The following is a 20,076-nucleotide window of genomic DNA, read 5'->3' as shown; positions in this document are numbered from 1 at the left end:
GTCAAAACGCTATTTGTTGCCTTCCGGCTGCGGGCCTCTTGGACCATGCTCATGGTGCGGGAAGTCCGGGACTTCCATCACAGATACGCGCACTTCATAGTGTTTACCAGCAGTTGGAGCAGGGATCACACCGTTCAACTTTTGCAGCGTATCGGTGGGATTATCACTGGCAACCGATGCACAGAACAGTTCGCCGCCGTGGCAGAAACCGTGCATTGGCGGAGGCGGCATCATCATCCCCATGGGTGGAAAATGCGGGCCTTCACCGTGAAACGGCGGCTCATCCTGAGGGTGACTGACAGGCGCATTCTGTGGCGCTTTTTCCGTAGACTCTGCTGCATGGCTTCCCACGCTGATTAACGCGGCAATACCACAAAGCGGTAACAAGATACTGCGGGTAGAAATTTTCATGGCAACGGCCTTATCAAATGAGTTCAGGCTTACTTTGAGCCACTATTTTCAATGAATAAACCCCGTTTGCTAAACCTTTACCCTATCGCCGCACCCTCTTTGCAAAGCTGAATCTCCATTGACAAAAACGCTTGCAAACTAACCATCGATTTTCCTAAAACTTATTGGCAAAACCGTTTTGGAGTTATAGGGTATAGGAATGCTCTAATTAAAGGAAAAATAAAGGATTATGACTTCTGAAAACTGGCTGCAAGAAATCACACTACCTGGCAAAACGGTCACGTTGATTCCCCTGCGCAGCGAACACGCCGAGGAACTCGGTAAGGTGTGCGCCGACGGGGAGTTATGGAAATTGTGGTACACCTCTGTGCCGACTAAAAGCAGCGTTGAGAGTTACATCGCAACAGCGTTAAAAGAGCAGCAGGCCGGAGCTTCTCTGCCATTTGCGGTAATGCTTAACGCAACTCGGCAGATAGTGGGTACCACGCGTTTTTGCCGCGCAGATAATCAGCATCACCGCGTTGAGATAGGCTTTACCTGGTATGCGAAAAGTGTGCAAAAAACCGCAGTCAATACCGAGTGTAAATATCTGCTGTTACAGCATGCGTTTGAACAACTTGCCGCCATTGCGGTGGAATTCAGAACCCACTGGCACAATCACACTTCCAGAGCCGCCATTGCGCGCCTCGGCGCCAAGCAGGACGGCGTATTGCGCAATATGCAAAAGGATCCCGACGGTGCCTGTCGCGATACGGTAATTTTCTCGATTATTGACAGCGAATGGCCAACGGTTAAAAAAAGCCTGAACTTCAAGATGGGTCAATATCCGAGATAATGTGATGAATCTAATAGCGTTAAGTGAACTCAGCGTTGAAAACGTTTATGAGATTTGGCGGTTGGCGGAAGCCCCATCGAAATCCCTAAATTGCAAAGCAGCCTGGTCGTTCGAAGGAAATGGCATACGAACGCGCACGACCTTTATTCAGGCATTCCAGGAGCTTGAAATCCCTTTTATCGAGCTGCCGAATCTTTTGAAAACAGCTGAACGCGTGGAGGATCTAGCCGGTTATCTTGACCCCTTTTACAGTCTCTATGTGATTCGAGAAGCAAATCACCAGAGGCTCTCGCAGTTTGCAAAGCACTCTGCTAAACCGGTGATTAATGCTATGTCCAGTCAGGGACATCCGTGCGAGGTGTTAACCGATGCATTCTGGATTAATAAGTCGATAGGCGCGATAAACCAGCTGCGTATTTGCCTTTGGGGGCCAACGACTAATGTCTTCCGCTCATGGCACCAGCTGGCTTTAGTCTTGGGTTTACAGCTGACCCATTTCTGCGATCGGCAATTTCACGATGGAGCACAAGGGGTAAAATTTACTTCAACACTCGATTTTACCGCGGATGTTGTGATAACAGACGGTTGGCCTCCAAATTGTGCAACACCGCTCTCACTCACAGAAGCATTGCTGCAAAAGCTTGGTCGGCCCAAACTCCTGCCCACGCCCCCTTTCACCATCGGACAAGAATTGGATTTTGATCCTCTGCTCTATGCAAATTTTGCCGGTTATCAGCAAAAGCAGTGGTTATTGCCGGTGCAGAAAGCAATTATTACTCATTGCCTGCAATCCCGTTTAAAGAAGTGAAATTCCCGAAAATAGCCCACGTCCGTTTCCCCATCTTGTAGCGCATACATTGTCCCTTAAATCCAATGAGGCGTAAAAGAAGTAGGCTTATAGAGCTGGGTCAGTCGAGAGGTATCAACAGCTTTTGCAGCAACTTCCAAACTATAGCTCGCTTGTAGCCGCATCCACATTTCAGGAGTGCTTCCTAATACTGCCGCCAGTTTTATTGCCATCTCTGGTGAAACGGCCGCTTGGCCACTGACTAAACGCTGAGCCGTTGAAGGGGCTATATCAAGCGCACGCGCCAGTTCTCGGATCCCGACACCTAAATCTTCAAGAATGCCTGAGATAATTTCCCCTGGATGGGGAGGATTAAACATAGCCATTAGTGATAGTCCTCATAATTTAAAATATAGGCGTCGCTATTCCGGAATTCGAAAGTTATACGCCAGTTCCCACTAATTGTTACTGACCAGACCCCTTCACGATCTCCTTTCAGAGGATGTAATTTGTACCCAGCAAGGTTAATGTCCTCAATATTTTGCGCAATATCAATAACTCTTAACCGAGTCCTCAGTTTTTTGCATGCTCTGGCATGATTTTAGCTGTTGATCCTGTCTCAAAAAATTTTTGTAATCCCCGATGCTTCCAGCTAATGATCATAACCACTCCTTGTTGCGCAACAAGGAACAGTTTATGCTAATGTTCCGTCACACGCAACATAGACAGGCGATTTCGTGTTCAACTTTCTCATTTTGTGCCCCGCCCCTCATTACTCAAGTTGAACTAACGCGGTCTTTTAGCTCAATAAATCTCCTACCGAATCGCAAATTAATTTTTTTTATTCCTAATTGTCTGTGAGCCGTAAATCTTCAACTATCCTTTCCTAAAAACACTGCAACCTGTGTAAAAGGAGGAAATATGTCACTGTATGCCACGCTGGAAGAGGCTATAGATGCAGCACGAGAAGAGTTTCTGGAGAAAAATGCCGAAACTTCAGACGACGAATCACCGTCAGTCAGCCAGCTCAACTTGCAGAAATATATTATGCAAGACGGCGACACCATGTGGGAAGCCGAGTTCGGTGCCGAGGAAGGCGAAGAGACTCAGGATTTAAGCTTCTTGAGCGGCGAAGCTGCACAGGCAGTTTTTGATGACGATTTTGATAAGCAAGAATTGCTGGAGGAATGGCAGGACGAGAATACGTTGTATGAATGGGACGAAGGCGAATATCAGCTAGAGCCGCCACTGGATACGGAAGAAGGTGCCGCCGCGGCTGAAGAATGGGACGATGAAGACGACTATCCAGGACGTGACGTTGATTAATTTTGCCAGTCAGGCGCGGTTGGCCTGATTTTACTCGTACGGCCCGTGGCGGGCATCAATAGGTAGCATAAAGGTATCAACTATCATCGAAAGCGGAACATCGATGACGGTGACATATCGCCACGGCCCGTCGCGTAAATCCCACTGCACGCCCGGATAGTATTGATTATTATGCCCTTGCCCCGGTACTGTACGACTTATAATGCTGCCACAGCCGGATAAAGTAGCCACGGCAACCCCAAGCAAAACTGTCCTTGCGATTACACCCTTGTTCACACCAGAATCCCCTTTTTCTTACCGTTTCTATTGTTAAGTTTACCACAGCCAAAGCCTCTGCCTGCGTTAAGCAAACGTAAAACCAATACTGTCATAAGGCTTCACCTTAGATAAGAAAATGCTATAAAATACGGCGCGATCATTCTGTATAAGAATTGTTTATTAAAATTATATTAAGATGAACAGTAAGGGTCCTATTGAATAAGAATCATCTCCGTTTTAATTAGATGTTTTTTATCAAAGGGTTATTACTCCATCGGTTAATTCCCACTCAAGGAAAGTGCATGGCACTTGAACTCATTTCCGTTTTGTTTTTTATCGCCTCAGTTACCCTCTGTATCTTCAAGGCGAAACGAAATTCCTTTTGGATCTCCGTGAATTTGTTACTTTCGGCGCTGTTTCTGCTCCTGAGCGCTATCTGGACTGCAAGTAATTACTTCACCGGTGAGGGCGTAAATGACGAGGTGTTGTTTACCATTACCAATAGTCTGACCGGCGCCGGAGTTGGCAAATATGTTCTCCCGGCAATAGGCCTGATCGTATTTATTTTCCTGATATTTGGCTTGTTGACCTGGTTAATTTTACGCAATAAAAACACCGATCGCAGGATCACCTACAACTATGGAGCGCTGCTTTTTGCGCTGCTGGCGATTGGTACTTCGCCCGCTACGGCCCAGTTGGTCAGTCTGACTACTTCTCAGTATGGCGATGATAAGTCTGATTTTTCCGAAAACTATAAAGACGCGGTCAAGACTATCAACGGCAGCAAGCCTAATCTGGTGTATATCTTTGGTGAAAGTCTCGAGCGTACTTATTTCGATAATGACGTATTTCCGGACCTGACTCCTGAACTGGGCGCAATAAAGAAAGAGTCGCTAGACTTCAGTAATACCATTCAGATACCCGGGGCAGAAAACACCGTATCCGGCATGGTTTCGGCCCTGTGCGGCATCCCGCTTTTTGCCCCTTTTGACAGCAACGCGTCAAGCTCATTGTCGACCTTTTATCCGCGCAGCATCTGTCTTGGCGATATCCTGAAAGCTTCTGGCTATACCAACTATTTTTATCAGGGCGCGAACCTGGCATTTGCCGGCAAAGAACTATTGCTGTCGACCCACGGCATCGACCATCTCTATGGCTATAACGAGCTTAAGCCGTTAGTCAAAGATGCAAATTATAAAAATGAATGGGGCTGGTATGACGATACGATGCTGGACTTCGTTTACAATCGTTTTATCGAGTTGTCTAAAGCCGGTAAACCTTTCTCACTGTTCGCGTTGACCGTCGATACTCATCATCCCGACGGCTATATTGATGCGACCTGCAACAGAAAAAGCTATTCCTATGACAATAAACGCAATCAGTCGTTAAGCGCCGTTGCCTGTAGTCAGGAACAGGTTGCAAAACTTATCAATAAAATCAAAGCCTCGCCGTATTTCAAAAATACAGTGATTGTTGTTTCTTCTGACCATCTGGCAATGAACAACACCGCGTATTCGATTCTGACCAAACAAAATCGTAGAGATCTGTTCTTCGTGCTGCGCGGTACAGGCTCCAATAATCAGGTCATCAGTCAGAAGAGAACCACGCTGGATAACGGTGCGACCGTGCTGGATGTGATGGGCGGCGACAACTATATCGGACTGGGGCGCAGCAGCCTGACCAGCGAGTCGCTCGCCAATAACTATCGCGATATCCGTCGTCACGTTTTGCGCTGGAAACCGGCAATTATCAAGATGTGGGATTTCCCGAAAACGATCACCGATTATGTACTGCACACCGACAGCAAAATGCTGACCTTCTCCGGCGTGTCGTTCAAATATCCGCTAATCCTGCGGGTTACCGATGGCAGGGTCGACCCGATGTTTGACGTCTATCTTTCAGCTCCTTTAGAGCAACAGCTTTCGAAACTCGACCCGAACGAGAAGTTTGTCTGGGTAGATAGCTGTAGCAAGATGGGCAATATCTGGGATCCGAAATTGAAAGATGTTAACAACATCTGTGTTGCGACTGGCAGTCTGAATACTCAACCGCATATTGTTGAAGCAGATCGCGATCTTTACCGCAACAAGGTGGTTTTCGATGGCTTACCCAAGCTGAATGAGGACACCTTCCACACCACAGTTGAGAAGCTGGCAGCAGTAGAAGATCAGGCTCCGGCCAATTGAGTTAAGGGAGTAAAAAACCTTCTCTGAAATCTTTCGCGCATAAAAAAACGGGCAGTCTGCATTACGCAAACTGCCCGTTTTCTTTAGGTCAACCGTCTGATTTATGACGTTAACTGCCGTTGAGAATGGGCTACCGCTTTAACTGGCAACCCAATATTCTCAGGCGGTTTTCGCTTCCAGCGTTTGCGTTTCAGGGAAGGCCTGAACGTTACGCGGCAGCTCGCCATAATAGTCTCGCCATTCGTGTAATTCTGGATTGGTCCACACAGCCGAGTGCAGTCTTGCCAGAATCACCGGGTCACTCAGCAGCACCAGACGATCGGCCTTACCGAGGCTTTTCGGCCCGCTCTGCAAGGCTTTTTCAAGCGTTTGCCGACGACCGTTTTCAATTGTCTGACGCAGCAGGTGACGCGAAGTCGCCATACCCGTTGCCAGCGCATTGAAAGTCGGGTTGACCACTGCGTGCATAAAGCCATTTTTCAGCATACGTTCGCGGTTAAGCTTCAGATATTCTTCTGTCGCGACCAACTCACGCGGCGGATCGTACTCTTCGGGGATCAGGAACAGTTTGGCGGCCTTGCTCTTGATACCCAACGTCGCCCGGCTGGAAAGCACAGACACGATCGGCGAAAGGATCAGCGAGAAGACGATCGGTGCCAACCACCACAGGAAGCGCAGATCAAGCCAGGCCATACCGCTAGCCCAAACTAGACCCAGCAACAGCTGTGAGCCGTGACGCTTGAATGCTTCGCCCCAAGGGGTGTCATCATCGTCACGCTGCGGTGAGTTCCAGACCACTTCCCAACCCAGGAACGCACTGACCACAAAAACGGTGTGGAACAGCATACGCACCGGCGCAAGCAGCACAGAGAACAGCATCTCCAGCAGCATCGAGAGCAGCAGACGAATCGCTCCACCGTATTGTTTCGCACCTTTGGCCCAAATCAGCACGATACTCAGCAGCTTAGGCAGGAACAGCAACACCATGGTAGTCGAGAACAGCGCGATTGCCAGCTCGGGACGCCACTGCGGCCACACCGGGAACAGCTGGCGCGGTTGCAGGAAGTACTGTGGTTCCATTAGCGTATGTACAACCTGTAACGCAGTAGACAGTGCCAGGAACATAAACCACAGCGGAGCAGACAGGTAAGACATCACGCCAGTCAGGAACACGGCGCGGTGAACCGGGTGCATGCCTTTAACCAGGAACAGACGGAAGTTCATCAGGTTACCGTGACACCATCGGCGGTCGCGTTTCAGCTCGTCCAGCAGGTTTGGCGGCAACTCTTCGTAGCTTCCCGGCAGGTCATAGGCAATCCACACGCCCCACCCTGCGCGACGCATCAGCGCGGCTTCTACGAAGTCATGCGACAGAATCGAACCAGCAAACGAACCTTCACCCGGCAGAGGTGCCAGTGCACAGTGCTCAATAAACGGCTTCACGCGGATGATGGCGTTATGGCCCCAATAGTGCGACTCGCCTAACTGCCAGAAGTGCAGACCGGCAGTAAACAATGGGCCATAAACGCGTGTTGCAAACTGCTGGCAGCGCGCATACAGCGTATCCATGCCTGACGCTTTTGGCGCAGACTGGATAATACCGGCGTTAGGGTTTGCATCCATCAGTCGTGCCAGACCGGTGAGACATCCACCGCTCATTACGCTGTCGGCATCAAGAATAACCATGTAGGCATATTCTCCGCCCCAACGACGGCACCAGTCATCGATGTTGCCGCTTTTGCGCTTCACGCGACGACGACGACGACGATAGAAAATGCGCCCGTGGCCGTCGACGTCGCGGCAGACTTCCATCCACGCCTTTTGCTCGGCCACGCAGATATCCGGATCGTAACTGTCGCTGAGAACGTAAATATCAAACTGGTCGAGATCGCCGGTGGCTTTTACTGACTCATAAGTCGCTCGCAGACCGGCAAAAACCCGTTCAACGTCTTCGTTACAAATCGGCATAATCAGCGCGGTGCGATTATTGGGATTCAGCGGCTCGTTACCGGTTGTGGAAGCCGTAATACTGTATTTATCACGCCCCATCATCAGTTGCAGGAAGCCCATCAGAGCAGTCCAGAAACCGGCCGAAACCCAGCAGAACAGTATCGCAAACAGCACCAGAATTCCGGTCTGCAACACGTACGGCAACAATTGCAGCACGGATTGCAGCAGATCCTGATTGAGCATATCGGACGGATCGATTAACGCCCAGCCCTGATACGGCAGAATGGTTTTCATGTACCAGGTGGCGATGGCGGTTTGCACCAGCATCAGCGCCAGCAAGATATAACGGCGAATGGAACCTGCTGCGCGCCACCTTTTCTCTGACTCCGGCATTTGAGAAGAAGTGTAGCGACGGGCAATCGCGCTGCGCCCCATTAGCGTATCCCAGAAGCGGCCTAACGGGTTGGTACGCCAAATTTCAGGGAACATGCTGGAACGCTTGACTGGCGGCATGGCTTTCACCACGGTACGGCCTTCGTTATCCACGGCGGATAACGTGCCGTTCTCGTCGGCGTCTGGCCAGCCTTCGCCAATGCGCGCTTTCACCGAAGCAAGTGGCGCCTGTGCGTCAGCGGTTTCAATCGCCACAGCAGAATCACCGCCGAGGCGGTGATGCAGAGACGTGAAAGCAACATCATCAGCAGCCGGAAGCTGCTGAGTGATATCCCCTTTCTGAGTCTCAGTCAGGGGCAATGCCTCTACGTACTCTTGAGTAGAATGCGTTGTTTTATTCATTGGCAGGTAACTGATTGCTCCAGGTTTCGCTCAACGTTTTGTCGCCATTAACCAGAGAAGCGCGCATTTCAACCGGCTTCTTGGGATCTTTCACTTTCAGACGCAGCGTCAAACGCCAGCCCTTGGTGACAGAATTATAGCGGACAGAATTCTCAAGCAGATCGGCGTTGTCGCCCATGCTGACCTGAGACGCGACCGGGGTATCCGGTTTCAGTGATTTCAGGGCAGGACCCACGAAATCGACCACGTAGGCAATGCTGCCATCCTGTTCACGCACCAGATTTGACTGCTTGACATCGCCGGCCGAACGCAGGGTCTGTGATACCCAGAAAGAGTCCGGAGAATGCAGCTTGTCTTCATCACGGGTGAAGTGCAGGCGGTAGCTGATATCAATCGGTTTGCCGGCCGCTGGCAGTTGATCTGGTGTCCAGAAGGCCACGATATTGTCGTTGGTTTCATCCGCAGTCGGGATTTCCACCAGCTCGACTTTGCCTTTGCCCCAATCGCCTTTTGGTTCTACCCAGGCGCTTGGACGCAGATCGTAGCGATCGTCGAGATCTTCATACTCGTGGAAGTTACGACCGCGCTGCAGCAAGCCAAAGCCTTTCGGATTTTCCATAGTGAACTGGCTAACCGACAAGTGCTTCGGATTGTTCAGCGGACGCCAAATCCACTCACCGTTACCGGCGTGAATCGACAGGCCATCAGAATCATGCAGTGACGGACGATAGTTCATCACGGTTGAAGGCTGGTTCGGGCCAAACAGGAACATACTGGTCAATGGTGCCAGACCCAGTTTTCCAACCTTGTCACGCAGATAAATCTTGGCCTGGATGTCTACAGAGGCTTCTTTACCAGGGTAAACGTCGAGACGATAGGCACCGGTTGCGCGAGGTGAGTCGAGCAGCGCATAGATTACCAGGTGTTTTTCGTCCGGATTAGGACGTTCAATCCAGAACTCGCGAAAACGTGGGAACTCTTCCCCAGAGGAAAGCGCAGTATCGATTGCCAGACCACGAGCCGACAGGCCGTAGACCTGACCTTTACCTATTAGACGGAAATAGCTCGCGCCCAGCACGCTCATAATTTCATCATCTTTATCTGCTTTATTGATTGGATAAAGAACTTTGAAACCAGCGAAACCGAGGTTTTTTACCGAGTCAGCGTCGTGTTTAACATTACCGAAATTAAAATAGTCCGGGCTGTACTTGATTTCTTTAACACTGTTTGCGGTCACTTCGTTAATTTTGACCGGCGTGTCGAAGTACATTCCCTGATGATAAAACTCAAGCTTGAACGGCGTGTTCAGATTATTCCAATACGCTTTGTCATGATTGAACTGTATTTGTTGGTAGTCCGCAAATTTCATGTCGCGAAATTGCGATGGCAGATTGGTTTTAGGCGCTTCATAGCCTTTATCAGCCAGCGTTTTAGCTTGCTTGGCGACATCGTCAATAGAAAAAGCCCAGGCAGATGATGTGAACAAGGTCATCAACACTGCGGCACTCAGCAAACGGACTTTAGTCATATCTGGCCCTTTGGAAAAATTTTTACCCGGCACGTCCCCTCCTTTAAATGCGCTCAACTCATTTAGTCCATTTTAAGGAATAGTCGGAAATCCGACAACTGAGAGGTGAATGGATCATCACGTTGATGAACCGTTTAAGCACATAGTTGTACAAGGATATCAATTCGGAGAAAGTCCCGCTATGGAAACTTGTCTGAGTCTATAGTAGGGTTGCGGCCCGCTACTGTTGTCGCTTTACAAAAAGCAGACAGTTCTTATTAATGAGTAAATTGATAAGAAAACAAGCGGTGGTCAACGGATATTTTGCTAAAATGGATCATTATGAAACCACAAACTCAACCACGTGAGTTCTTTTTGGACTCCATACGAGCATACTTAATGCTGCTCGGTATTCCATTTCATATATCGTTGATTTATTCCAGTCATATTTGGGCCGTAAACAGCGCGACGCCCTCTGATGGTCTGACAATATTAAACGATACTATTCATGCCTTTCGCATGCAGGTTTTCTTTGTCATTTCAGGCTACTTCTCCTACATGCTGTACGAGCGCTACGAGCGCCACAAGTGGCTCAAGGTGCGGCTAGAGCGTGTCGCCATCCCGCTGGCCGCGGCGTTCCCGCTGATTACTATCCCGCAGTTGTTCTTCCTGTACTTCTTTACAGACAAGTTCGCCAACTGGGGAACGATGGATTTGTACCAGAAACTTAATATCACCGTTTGGGAATTGGTAGCCCATTTATGGTTCCTGCTAACTCTGGTTATATTAACCGCCATCTCCTTCTATTTATTCCGGGCATTAAAAGAAAATAAGAATAATCGGATTATTAAAATAATTCGCGAGGCTGACTCATTAGGAAAAGTCTCAATATTATTTTTATTTTTCGGATTAATATACGCGGCGTTTAATCGCAGCCTGTATCTTTTTGCCCCTGAATTGTTAGGTAACGGTGCATTTAACTTTATTGTGATGCAGACGCTTTTTTATCTGCCGTTCTTCTTTATTGGTGCCTGTACCTATAAATTTGCCAGCTTAAAAAGCATGTTCCTTAAACCCTCGGTTCCTGCCTGTGCGGTTTGTATCTTGCTGTTCGCCGCTTACATGATTAACCAGCATGTAAATACGCCAGAGCTTTATTCGATGGAGCTGGATGCAATTATTACCAGCCTGCTGGGCATTCTGATGGTCAACGTGGTGTTCTCGTTCAGCCATTACGTGCTGAACTTCCAGTCGCCGTTCGTCACTTACCTGGTTAATGCATCGCTGTTTGTTTACCTGATTCACCACCCTTTAACGTTGATTTATGGCGCGTTTATTACTCCGCTGATCAAAAGTGACTGGTTGGGCTTCTGGTTGGGGCTGGTGTTTGTGTTTGGTATCGCCTTCTTCCTTTATGAGGTGCACAAACGCATTCCATTGCTGCGCTTCCTGTTCTCAGGCAAATGGCAGTTTATGAAAGAAGATAAAGACGACAAACCCGTTACTGCGGGCAACCAGCAGCAGAGTTAATCAAGATGACAGGCACTGCGTGGCGGAAGGGTTGAACCGCCGCGCAGTGCCGCTCTTCCCTTCCCGATAAATCAGTTTTCTTCGTTACAAGCTAGCGGCTATGAATATCAATCGTTGGCACCACTGACATGCCGACTCTCAGGCGCGACAAATCCTGCTGATTGGCATCGAGCAGAATTTTGACTTCGAGACGCTGCGTGACCTTGGTGTAGTTGCCGGTCGCATTATCCGGGGTGATAGGCGAGAACGTCACGCCGGTTGCTGGCGCGATGCTGTCTACCGTACCCTTGAAGGTCACATCCGGAACAGCATCGACTTTGATGCTCACCGTTTGATGTGGCTGAACATGAGCCAACTGAGTTTCCAGATAGTGGGCGACCACATAGGCCTCGCGCACCGGCACCACCGCCAGAACACGAGTACCCGCGCTGACATAAGCCCCGACACGCACTGAACGGACCCCCACCACCCCATCAATCGGGGCCTTGATATCGGTATAGCACAGGTTGAGCCGTGCCTGCTGCAATGCCGTTTGCGCAGAATCAATAGCCGCCTTGGCCTGCGACTGCTCGGCTTTCAAGACATCCAGTTGCCTCTCTGCAGCCTGCACCGCCGCCATGTCACTCTGTTGCGAAGCCAGTTTTTGGCGATAGTTGGCATCTGAGTCATCACGCAGATCCAGCGAGGTTGAACCACTGGCCGACAACGCTTTATAACGCTCGGCGCTCTTGCGAGCATAAACCAGACCCGCCGCATCGGCATTGACCACTGCCCGTGCCTGTTCGATCGTCGGCCCTTGTTTGGCCACTTGTGCAACCAGACTTTGCATCTGCGCCTGCGCCGTTTCCAACGCCGCCTGGGCTGTTAGTACCGCGTTAACGTAATCTCGATCGTCAATCTTGGCCAGCAGCTGCCCCGCCTTCACCGTTTGATTATCCTCAACCAGCACAGACTGGATGGTGCCGGAAATTCGCGGGGCGACCAGCGTGGAGTCGGCGGATATCACGGCATCATTGGTGGTTGGCGATGTCTGCCCGGAAATCAGATACCAGCCAACGATGGCCAGTAAAATAATGATGGCGACCACTGCCAGCCATACAGGTTTGATTGAAGATGTCTTTGACATGGTTCTTGTTCTCTCGATTTTCTTATTGATAGTCTTTAAGCAAAAATGGCGTAGTTAGTCTGGTTTCTTGACCAGCGACTGCGGCGAATAAGTGCGTTTAGGCAAAAAAATGGTTAACAGTGCCAACGCAATCGCAATGCCGATAATCATCAGATAACTGTCTGAGATTCCCAAAATTGTGGCCTGTCGTTTAACCAACGATGAAAATGCGCTTAACGCCTCGGTTGAAACCGCGGATCCGTCTGGATTCAGCGGTGCCAGAAAGGTTCCATCGCCGTCATAAGGCTGGGAAAGCAGTGAGTTAACGCTACCGGCATGATTTAACAGCACATTAGAGTGAAACTGCTCGCGTTTACTGGAGAATTCTCCAACCAGCGCGGAGCCCATTACGCTGCTAAACCCGCGAACCGTGTTGAACATCGCCGAGGCAAAAGGCCCTTCTGGCGGTTGCACTACGCCTGTGGCGCCCATCAGTACAGGTAAAATCGCCATCGGCTGACCAAAAGCCTGCATCGCCTGCAAACAGTAAAAATTCTGTCTGGCCCATCCCTCAGTGATATGGCTGCCGCCGTAACAGGAGATGCCAATCAGCGCCAGACCAATAATCAGGATCGCGCGGCTGTCTACCCAGCGAATATTCAATACCGCCGCCACTAGTGGAGCAATGATCAGCTGTGGCAGACCAATCGTCAGCGCCAATGGGCCGACCTGCACCGCGCGGAAACCCTGCACGCTTTCCATATAACTCGATGGCAGTGCCGAGCCGGAAAGCACCAGCACCATTAATCCGCCCAGCGTCAACAAGCCGTGACTCAAGTTATGCCGTTTCAGCATCTGCAATTTGAACAGCGGCAGCGGGTGTGACCATTCATTGATAAAGAAGACCAGCAGTAGCGCAATCGACGACAGCAACATCATCACAATCAGCGGTGAATTCAGCCAGTCGAGCCTCTCGCCCTGTTGCAGAACCAACACCATCAAGGCGATACCGCTGGTGCCGGTTAGCATGCCCACGATGTCAATCTGCCTGAATCGCTCAAAACGGGAAGGATCTTGAGGAATGCCGTAGCCGATCAGCGTGGCCGCCAGCAAACATGGCGGGATTACCTGCCAGAATACCCACCGCCAGCCGACAACATCAGTCCAGAATGCCGCCAGCGTGGTGGCAACATTCGGGCCAAAAGTCGCGGTAAGCACATAGGCGCTGAGGCCGTAGAGCTTGAACTTTGGCGGCAAGAATCGCAGCGCAACGGTCATCAACAACGGCGGCAATGCACCACCAAAAATCCCCTGTATTACGCGTAGGGCTATAAAAGTGTCGATATTCGGCGAATAAGGCAGCACCGCAGCGACCAGTGAAAAGCCCAGCGAAACGCCAATGGCAAATCGTCGTAGAGAAAAGGTCATCGCAAACCAGGGAGCCAGCATCATGGCGGCAACCTCAGCAGCCTGATAAGCACCGATTGCCCAACTACCAGGATCACTGCTGATATTGAGCGCGCCCTGTACATCGTCCAATGCGATGTCAGTCACTCGATCATTGAGTCCAGAAAACATCGAGGCTATAAGGACCCCGATCATTCCAATAACCAGCCTTAAGGTAAAAGGCTGTGGCGCTGGGGGAGGTGGTGCGGCAGGCACGCTTGGGGAACTGACAGGTGTAGTTTGCTGATTCATATATTATTTATTCAGCTCAACGGCGTTAATAATCATTTTTATACCAGTGGTTGAAAGACAGTAATCGCAATGATTTGTTAATTATTTAAATGATGCAGTGCATCACTATACGATACACTGACGAGATACTATAATACGGTGCAGTGTATTGCAATGTGGTTTTTGACGGTTTTAAGTACACACTGGCACTCCATTGATAGGGTATAATCGAGGCAGGGAAGCGAAAATTTAGAAGGATTGATGCAATGAATAATGAAATTTTAGCGGACGAAGAACGCAGCGGTGGAATACAGGTCATCTCCCGCGCGGCCGCTATCCTGAACGCGTTAGGCAGTCATCCTGAGGGTTTGAGCCTGGGCGCAATTGCCAATGAGGTACAGTTACCGCGCTCAACGGTGCAACGAATTGTCGCCGCGCTGGCAGAAGAAGGCATGGTTCGTACCGAAGGGGCTGGAGGCGTGCGGCTGGGGCCAATGTTACTGCGTCTGGTTTCCACCATTCACACCGACGTCATCGCTATTGCCTCGCCCTACTTGCAACAGCTGTGTAATGAAACCGAAGAAACCGTCTCGTTAGGCCGCGCCAGCGGCAGGCAAATCTCCAACATTCATTACATTGTCGCCGAGCGTGAGCTGCGCGTTGTGCCCAAATTTGGTCTCAACTTGCCCATTTATAGCACCTCTGCCGGGCGCGCCCTGCTCTCGATGAAAAGCAATCAAGAAATACGCCAGCTGGTGGGTGAAACGCTGGAGCCTGCTACCAAAAATACGGTCAAAGATATCAGCACGTTACTGACCAAGATTGAACAGGTCAGGTCCACTGGCATCTCAATGGAAAGTGGCGAAACCGTGTTGGGCGTTTCGACCATGTCGACCGCGATTGAAACTATTCTTGGGCACTATTCTATTTCTGTTTTGATGCCCACCGAGCGCTTCGGCTCCAGGCAGCAAAAAGTCGAGCAGGCCATCTTGCGCTGCAAAGAGTCGCTGATCGGCGAAATTGGCCGACTAAATAGCGCTAAGTAACTTCAATAACGCATTTATAAACAACCAACTCATTTGGTCTTTATATCCCTGAAAAAAGGAACAGGCTATGTTTGATGTGATTATCGTGGCGGTGGACGGTTCATCGCAAATGCCACAGGTGCTCGCGCTGGCCAGTCAGGTTGCTCAATACGGCTCACCGACTGTGTATGTCACCTGTTGTATCGATGAATCTTACGCATTTGCCAATAAGCAAGAACAGCCAGCGGACGTTATTGAGTACCCCGCCGCCACGGCCGAGCAGGATATGGCCACAGCTGTGGTAACCAACGCTTTGCGCAAACTGTCTGAAGCAGGCATTAAGGCTCAGGGAAATCTGGTAATAGGATCGGCTGGGGAAACGTTGGTCGAGGAAGCGAAAAGTAAAAATGCGTCGGTGATTATCATGGGACATCGCCATTTAACGGCATTTGGCAGAATGTTTAGCGGTTCGGTGAGTGCCGAGGTAGTGGCCAATGCGCACTGCCCGGTATTGGTAGAAGTTCGTGGTAACTAACGCTTTATTCTATGGCTTTACAAAGATCTGCCGATCTCGATTTATAAAGAAGTACAGAATTGACGTTGGGGATGCCTTCGCATAGCCAGCGCCAACCCTGTACTAAAAATCTTTATTAATCAATAATTTAATTAGCCTACGGGTTATAGCTGTTACCAGCGAACCGGAGGTGGACCATCATGCCATCTTCCCGGGCCTTCATGCCATCTGCCCGGAGGTGGGCCACCGTGCCAATGTGGTGGACCTTCACGCCAGTAGTAACCACGTGGCGGCGGCGGCGGACCAGGGCGATAATAAACCCAACGACCGCCATAATAACGATGTTCTGCCCACCAGCCCGGTGGACGCCAGTAACCGCCATCCCAGTAATAACCACGATGATCGCGGGAACCAATATTCAGTGATAAGCCAGGAACATTAACCCCGACCGAGACATTTGCATGTGCTATTGCCGGGATGCCTGACAAGGCGGAAACCACGGCGAGCATCAACATTATTTTTTTCATATTACACTCCAGGATCTATCCGATCTGATGGGAGTGAGTTTACTCTGGCTATCTAGCTGTTCTATAGGAATTTATCCCATTTACCGGCGGCTCACAATTTCCTTACAGTTGCTTCAGTGCAGTTGCAATTGTTACGAATACGTAAGGCTATGGCGCCAAAGAAAAAATTAACACCCTGCTTAATAAATTGGATATTTAATCCTCTAAATTTTTCTGGAAATTATTTTTAAAAAAGTGCTTGAAAAGAAAAATTGGCAGTTTAAGCCCACAAAAAAACCGCCGAAGCGGTTCTTTAAATTTTATCTTAATAGATGCTGAATCAGATTTTGCAGCTTTCGCAGTCTGCTTCATCTTCCAAAACTTCCGGTAAGGCAGACGCTTTTTCGGCGGCTTTCTCTTCAGCAGTTTCCAGCGCAGCATCTATATCAAAATCAAAAATATCGTCACTCATCGTTATCACCTTGTTTTAAACACCGCGTGTTTTTAATCATTATACTGCCTCCCTGACGTTCAGCGCCTGGCAAACAGTGTTTGATAAGTATAAACGACAGCGCGGAACAGATACCATTAATCTGTGCTGTCGAAAAGCGTGATAGCACGCTCGCATCTCTAGTACAGCCGCGATTGCACAACAGTTAGCCATTCAAATTTGCGTCTCTCCGAACCAGCACCCATAGTTAAGGAGTGCCAAAACAAAGGAGAAAGGTATGACAAGTTCAAATATAAAAGCTTGGGCCAACGTCCGCGAAACCTCTCACGAGATTGCTGAGGCTATTTTCGAATTGGCGGATAATGACGAGGTACTGGCCCAGAAAATCTGGGAAGAAGGCAATGATGAAGTCTTGCCTGTCGCTTTTGCCAAAACCAAAGAAGACTATCTGTTTTGGGGCGAAGAGAAGATAGATCGTAAAAACGTCTGATTAAGCAACGTCAGTGAAAATTAACGTGCTTGATAAAGCTGTCAGGCCCTGGATTATTCCAGGGCTTAGCTGTCGAAGCCAAATCCCATCTGATGTGCCCACTCGAAAACCTGCTCTTTATAGACAAAGCGAGGTTCGCAAACGCCCGGCTGCCCAGGGGTCTGAATCATCACGGCGATGCATGGATACGCCACGGGGCGCGCGTCAAAGATAAAATCATCAATTTCCTGGTCGGCAAAGTCAGACGGTTCACCGACAACTGATGCCTGGAAAATTTCCTGGATAATCCAGGTACGATACTCAAATTCATTATTCAGAAATTTCATTACTCGCTCCTAAACAATTTACTCGCGCTATCGGTACAGGGCGAAAACGCTTAACCGTGCAAACTCTCATCGCCGCCGCAGCAAGAACAGACTTCGACACGAGAAACGTCCATGCTGGCGTCCCCGTCACAGTCCCATTCGACTCGCAAAGGCTGTCCATTATCGTCTTTCGCCTGAATGTAGCGATCATACCAGGCCGTTTGGCCCTGCATTTCTTCGACGACAATGAGTTGATCCCCCGCATAAATCCTGGCTGTCGCATTAGCCGCGACTTTTTCGCCAGCAACGAGTTTATGCAGATGATGAATAGAAAGTTTGATACGTTCCACGACGGCTCCTGAGCTTGCAAAGAACATTTTATCATTTCTTTGCGTACATTTCATTGCATAGTACTTAACCATCAGTTTAACAGAGCCGCCGCAGAAGAGTCAGAGCAGAAATGAAACTTGTCGCTCTTTTTATCAGGCGATTTTTGAACTTTGTGAAGCAGGCACATGAGATTGATATTGCCTGTCCAGATCGTAAACATCATAGAAGTCTATCGCACCTTTGTTTTGCACAATACTTTTGACGTGGGATTTGAATCTGCTGTCTACGACCGTGCTTTGCAGTAGGGTATCCACTGCTTGCGAAGAAATTTCACGGCTGAAAAACCATTCCCCGTTATAGCAAACGCGAAGATCCAGCACGCCGATATCTTCATAACGATAGGTAGGCTTGATTTCCAGCAGCAGCATCGCGGCCATAAATACCAGAAATAGGGTGAAACCGGCAAACCAGCCCAGCCCCATATAAGGCGAAGCATACATGACAACACCCACTGCGATATAACCGACAAACATTGCCAGACACAGCCACGGGTGATGAATAAAGAATTCATTGTTAATACGCGGTTTGCCATCACGGCCTTCGGTACGATTAATGCGCTCTATTTCACTATTCAGAATACTTTTAACGACATCCATTGAAAACCTCACTACAGTCAGGGCTATACTGCAATTTGATAGCCTGATTTTATCACGCTGACTGTTATATAACGTAGAGCAGTTCGCACGGTTTATTTGTCTATCTGTTATAGGATTAATCGCAGTTATCACTTAACTCACTGAAGATGAGGAATATATTGTGGCATTTATGATCCTGGAAAAACCTGCAAAAGTTGTCGCCAGCCACCGCGTGGTCGGACCTTATGAAACTACCATCAAGCAGGGATTCTCAACCCTGACACCCTGGGCCGAGGCGAACGAACTCTCGGAGGGAGAATGGCTGACAATATTTTGGGATAACCCGAATACCACCCCACCCGAAGCCTGCCGCGCCGACCCATCGGTCAGCGTAAATGAGGATTTCAAGCTGGATAATCACAGTGAGGGAATTACGCTACAAACCTTGCCTGCCGGGACTTATGCAGCATTTCATACCACTGTCGATGACGACAATTTTGCTCAGGCCTGGAATGATTTCTATAGTATTCATCTCGCCAACAGCGGCTACCGCCCTGATGGCCGAGTATGCTATGAACAGTATCTCAGCGATGGCCGACAAACCGGAGTATTTGAAGTGGTCTTCTACCAGTCGGTCGAGAAAATTTCCGCCATGCGCTAAGACTTATTAATAGAGAAGCCTGATACCCGACTGCCGGCAATAATCGATATATGCTGGCAGCGGTGCGGAATCCGTCACCAGCGCGGTAAATTCATTCAAAGGCGCGATAGAAGCCGGGCGAACCTGTCCAAACTTGCTGCTATCGGCCACGAGAATTTTCTCGCGCGAACGTTGCATTGCAGGGTGTTTCATGATCAGCTCATCGAAATTAAAACAGCTGACACCATACTCCAGGCTAATTCCCGCAGCGGAAATAAAAGCCTTATCCGGCAAAGTATTGCTCAGCTCATTGTTGTTGTGCCCAAAAGGAATAAAGACGCTGTTACTGGCTCGATACTTTCCCCCACACATCATGACTTCACAGTTAGGTTTATCCTGCAAAGCCAAGAAAGTATTAAGCGAATAACAAATGGCACTAAATACAAGCTCGTCAGGAATTTGCTCAATAATATAGGGCGTGGTGGTTCCGCAATCAAAGAACACCAGGTCATCATCATTGATTAACTGCGCGGCCAGTTTTCCCAAATGCTGCTTTTCAGCCACCTGACGAGATTTCTGCTCGCTGACAAAATAGTGCGTTGCCGGACTGTTTTTCGGATCAATAACAATGTAACCGCCGAGTAGAATTAACGGAGTTGCCGCCCCATTGAGGTCACGGCGAACAGTCATTTCCGACACATCAAGCAGCAATGCCGCATCTTTAAGGTGGATCTTGTCACTTTTTTTCAAGGCCAGCAGCAATCTTTGTAGCCGATCTTCACGCTTGTTTTCCATGATCTATTATTCTCGGGA

At 49.2% G+C, this 20,076-nt stretch carries 22 protein-coding genes and 1 pseudogene; 9 read left to right on the top strand and 14 right to left on the bottom strand.

Going from position 1 to position 20,076, the window contains the following annotated elements:
* Positions 1-9: 9 nt before the first annotated feature.
* Positions 10-411, bottom strand: a complete 402-nt coding sequence (locus SPM24T3_RS15840; protein WP_009637801.1) for a hypothetical protein — start codon at positions 409-411, stop codon at positions 10-12.
* A gap of 229 nt (positions 412-640) precedes the next feature.
* On the opposite strand from SPM24T3_RS15840, the gene SPM24T3_RS15835 reads away from it, so the two are divergent.
* Positions 641-1,246, top strand: a complete 606-nt coding sequence (locus SPM24T3_RS15835) for a GNAT family N-acetyltransferase (protein WP_009637800.1) — start codon at positions 641-643, stop codon at positions 1,244-1,246.
* Between the two features lie 4 nt (positions 1,247-1,250).
* Positions 1,251-2,054, top strand: a complete 804-nt coding sequence (locus SPM24T3_RS15830) for a hypothetical protein (RefSeq protein ID WP_009637799.1) — start codon at positions 1,251-1,253, stop codon at positions 2,052-2,054.
* Between the two features lie 56 nt (positions 2,055-2,110).
* Here SPM24T3_RS15830 and SPM24T3_RS15825 read toward each other — a convergent pair whose 3' ends face one another.
* Positions 2,111-2,419 carry a HigA family addiction module antitoxin gene (locus SPM24T3_RS15825; protein ID WP_009637798.1) on the bottom strand — a complete coding sequence of 103 codons (309 nt, stop codon included), beginning with the start codon at positions 2,417-2,419 and terminating at the stop codon, positions 2,111-2,113.
* Positions 2,419-2,696: pseudogene (locus tag SPM24T3_RS24780) on the bottom strand (type II toxin-antitoxin system RelE/ParE family toxin). Before SPM24T3_RS24780 ends, SPM24T3_RS15825 begins: the two are co-directional and overlap by 1 nt.
* Before the next feature lie 258 nt (positions 2,697-2,954).
* On the opposite strand from SPM24T3_RS24780, the gene SPM24T3_RS15820 reads away from it, so the two are divergent.
* Positions 2,955-3,359 (top strand): MysB family protein, encoded by a 405-nt coding sequence (locus SPM24T3_RS15820; protein ID WP_009637797.1) that lies wholly within the window; start codon positions 2,955-2,957, stop codon positions 3,357-3,359.
* A 30-nt stretch (positions 3,360-3,389) separates the two neighbouring features.
* Here SPM24T3_RS15820 and SPM24T3_RS24775 read toward each other — a convergent pair whose 3' ends face one another.
* Positions 3,390-3,635, bottom strand: a complete 246-nt coding sequence (locus tag SPM24T3_RS24775) for a YceK/YidQ family lipoprotein (protein WP_071988441.1) — start codon at positions 3,633-3,635, stop codon at positions 3,390-3,392.
* A gap of 227 nt (positions 3,636-3,862) precedes the next feature.
* Between SPM24T3_RS24775 and opgB the strand changes: the two genes are divergently transcribed.
* The gene (opgB, locus tag SPM24T3_RS15815; RefSeq protein ID WP_369699992.1) at positions 3,863-5,803 is read left to right on the top strand and encodes a phosphatidylglycerol--membrane-oligosaccharide glycerophosphotransferase; all 1,941 of its coding nucleotides are present in this window, start codon (positions 3,863-3,865) and stop codon (positions 5,801-5,803) included.
* 159 nt (positions 5,804-5,962) lie between these two features.
* Here the strand turns inward: opgB and mdoH are convergent, their stop codons facing one another.
* Both mdoH and SPM24T3_RS15805 read right to left on the bottom strand, forming a co-directional pair.
* The gene (gene mdoH, locus SPM24T3_RS15810; protein ID WP_009637794.1) at positions 5,963-8,548 is read right to left on the bottom strand and encodes a glucans biosynthesis glucosyltransferase MdoH; all 2,586 of its coding nucleotides are present in this window, start codon (positions 8,546-8,548) and stop codon (positions 5,963-5,965) included.
* A complete protein-coding gene (locus tag SPM24T3_RS15805; protein ID WP_009637793.1) occupies positions 8,541-10,076 on the bottom strand; it encodes a glucan biosynthesis protein G in 1,536 nt (511 codons plus the stop codon). Before SPM24T3_RS15805 ends, mdoH begins: the two co-directional genes overlap by 8 nt.
* Before the next feature lie 321 nt (positions 10,077-10,397).
* On the opposite strand from SPM24T3_RS15805, the gene mdoC reads away from it, so the two are divergent.
* On the top strand, positions 10,398-11,585 hold the full coding sequence (gene mdoC / locus SPM24T3_RS15800; RefSeq protein WP_050956173.1) for a glucans biosynthesis protein MdoC: 1,188 nt from the start codon (positions 10,398-10,400) through the stop codon (positions 11,583-11,585).
* A gap of 91 nt (positions 11,586-11,676) precedes the next feature.
* Here mdoC and SPM24T3_RS15795 read toward each other — a convergent pair whose 3' ends face one another.
* The gene (locus SPM24T3_RS15795; protein ID WP_009637791.1) at positions 11,677-12,711 is read right to left on the bottom strand and encodes an HlyD family secretion protein; all 1,035 of its coding nucleotides are present in this window, start codon (positions 12,709-12,711) and stop codon (positions 11,677-11,679) included.
* Positions 12,712-12,765: 54 nt separating this feature from the next.
* Positions 12,766-14,388, bottom strand: a complete 1,623-nt coding sequence (locus tag SPM24T3_RS15790) for an MFS transporter (protein ID WP_037378822.1) — start codon at positions 14,386-14,388, stop codon at positions 12,766-12,768.
* A 245-nt stretch (positions 14,389-14,633) separates the two neighbouring features.
* Here SPM24T3_RS15790 and SPM24T3_RS15785 point away from each other — a divergent pair, with 245 nt between their 5' ends.
* Positions 14,634-15,413 (top strand): IclR family transcriptional regulator, encoded by a 780-nt coding sequence (locus tag SPM24T3_RS15785; protein ID WP_009637789.1) that lies wholly within the window; start codon positions 14,634-14,636, stop codon positions 15,411-15,413.
* A gap of 67 nt (positions 15,414-15,480) precedes the next feature.
* Positions 15,481-15,927, top strand: a complete 447-nt coding sequence (locus SPM24T3_RS15780; RefSeq protein ID WP_009637788.1) for a universal stress protein — start codon at positions 15,481-15,483, stop codon at positions 15,925-15,927.
* A 152-nt stretch (positions 15,928-16,079) separates the two neighbouring features.
* Here SPM24T3_RS15780 and SPM24T3_RS15775 read toward each other — a convergent pair whose 3' ends face one another.
* Together SPM24T3_RS15775 and SPM24T3_RS26055 are read right to left on the bottom strand one after the other, a co-directional pair.
* Positions 16,080-16,433 (bottom strand): DUF2502 domain-containing protein, encoded by a 354-nt coding sequence (locus tag SPM24T3_RS15775; protein ID WP_009637787.1) that lies wholly within the window; start codon positions 16,431-16,433, stop codon positions 16,080-16,082.
* A gap of 319 nt (positions 16,434-16,752) precedes the next feature.
* Positions 16,753-16,884, bottom strand: a complete 132-nt coding sequence (locus SPM24T3_RS26055) for a hypothetical protein (protein ID WP_009637786.1) — start codon at positions 16,882-16,884, stop codon at positions 16,753-16,755.
* Between the two features lie 256 nt (positions 16,885-17,140).
* Here SPM24T3_RS26055 and SPM24T3_RS15770 point away from each other — a divergent pair, with 256 nt between their 5' ends.
* Positions 17,141-17,353, top strand: coding sequence for a YccJ family protein (locus SPM24T3_RS15770; protein WP_009637785.1), 213 nt, complete (start codon positions 17,141-17,143; stop codon positions 17,351-17,353).
* A 65-nt stretch (positions 17,354-17,418) separates the two neighbouring features.
* Here SPM24T3_RS15770 and SPM24T3_RS15765 read toward each other — a convergent pair whose 3' ends face one another.
* The 3 genes from SPM24T3_RS15765 to SPM24T3_RS15755 all read right to left on the bottom strand — a co-directional run bounded on the left by SPM24T3_RS15765 (position 17,419) and on the right by SPM24T3_RS15755 (position 18,644).
* On the bottom strand, positions 17,419-17,679 hold the full coding sequence (locus SPM24T3_RS15765; RefSeq protein ID WP_009637784.1) for a hypothetical protein: 261 nt from the start codon (positions 17,677-17,679) through the stop codon (positions 17,419-17,421).
* Positions 17,680-17,729: 50 nt separating this feature from the next.
* Positions 17,730-18,008, bottom strand: a complete 279-nt coding sequence (locus SPM24T3_RS15760; RefSeq protein ID WP_037378850.1) for a hypothetical protein — start codon at positions 18,006-18,008, stop codon at positions 17,730-17,732.
* 132 nt (positions 18,009-18,140) lie between these two features.
* Positions 18,141-18,644 (bottom strand): YlaC family protein, encoded by a 504-nt coding sequence (locus SPM24T3_RS15755; RefSeq protein WP_009637782.1) that lies wholly within the window; start codon positions 18,642-18,644, stop codon positions 18,141-18,143.
* Between the two features lie 169 nt (positions 18,645-18,813).
* On the opposite strand from SPM24T3_RS15755, the gene SPM24T3_RS15750 reads away from it, so the two are divergent.
* The gene (locus tag SPM24T3_RS15750; RefSeq protein ID WP_237713089.1) at positions 18,814-19,284 is read left to right on the top strand and encodes a GyrI-like domain-containing protein; all 471 of its coding nucleotides are present in this window, start codon (positions 18,814-18,816) and stop codon (positions 19,282-19,284) included.
* Between the two features lie 6 nt (positions 19,285-19,290).
* On the opposite strand, the gene deoR is transcribed toward SPM24T3_RS15750, so the two are convergent.
* The gene (deoR, locus tag SPM24T3_RS15745) at positions 19,291-20,058 is read right to left on the bottom strand and encodes a DNA-binding transcriptional repressor DeoR (protein WP_009637780.1); all 768 of its coding nucleotides are present in this window, start codon (positions 20,056-20,058) and stop codon (positions 19,291-19,293) included.
* Between the last annotated feature and the right edge of the window lie 18 nt (positions 20,059-20,076).

Source organism: Serratia sp. M24T3, assembly GCF_000257645.1.
In the GTDB taxonomy this organism is placed as follows: Bacteria; Pseudomonadota; Gammaproteobacteria; order Enterobacterales; family Enterobacteriaceae; genus Rouxiella.
The sequence above is the reverse complement of the archived record's forward strand: the minus strand, read 5'-3'. Positions and strand labels throughout refer to the sequence as shown.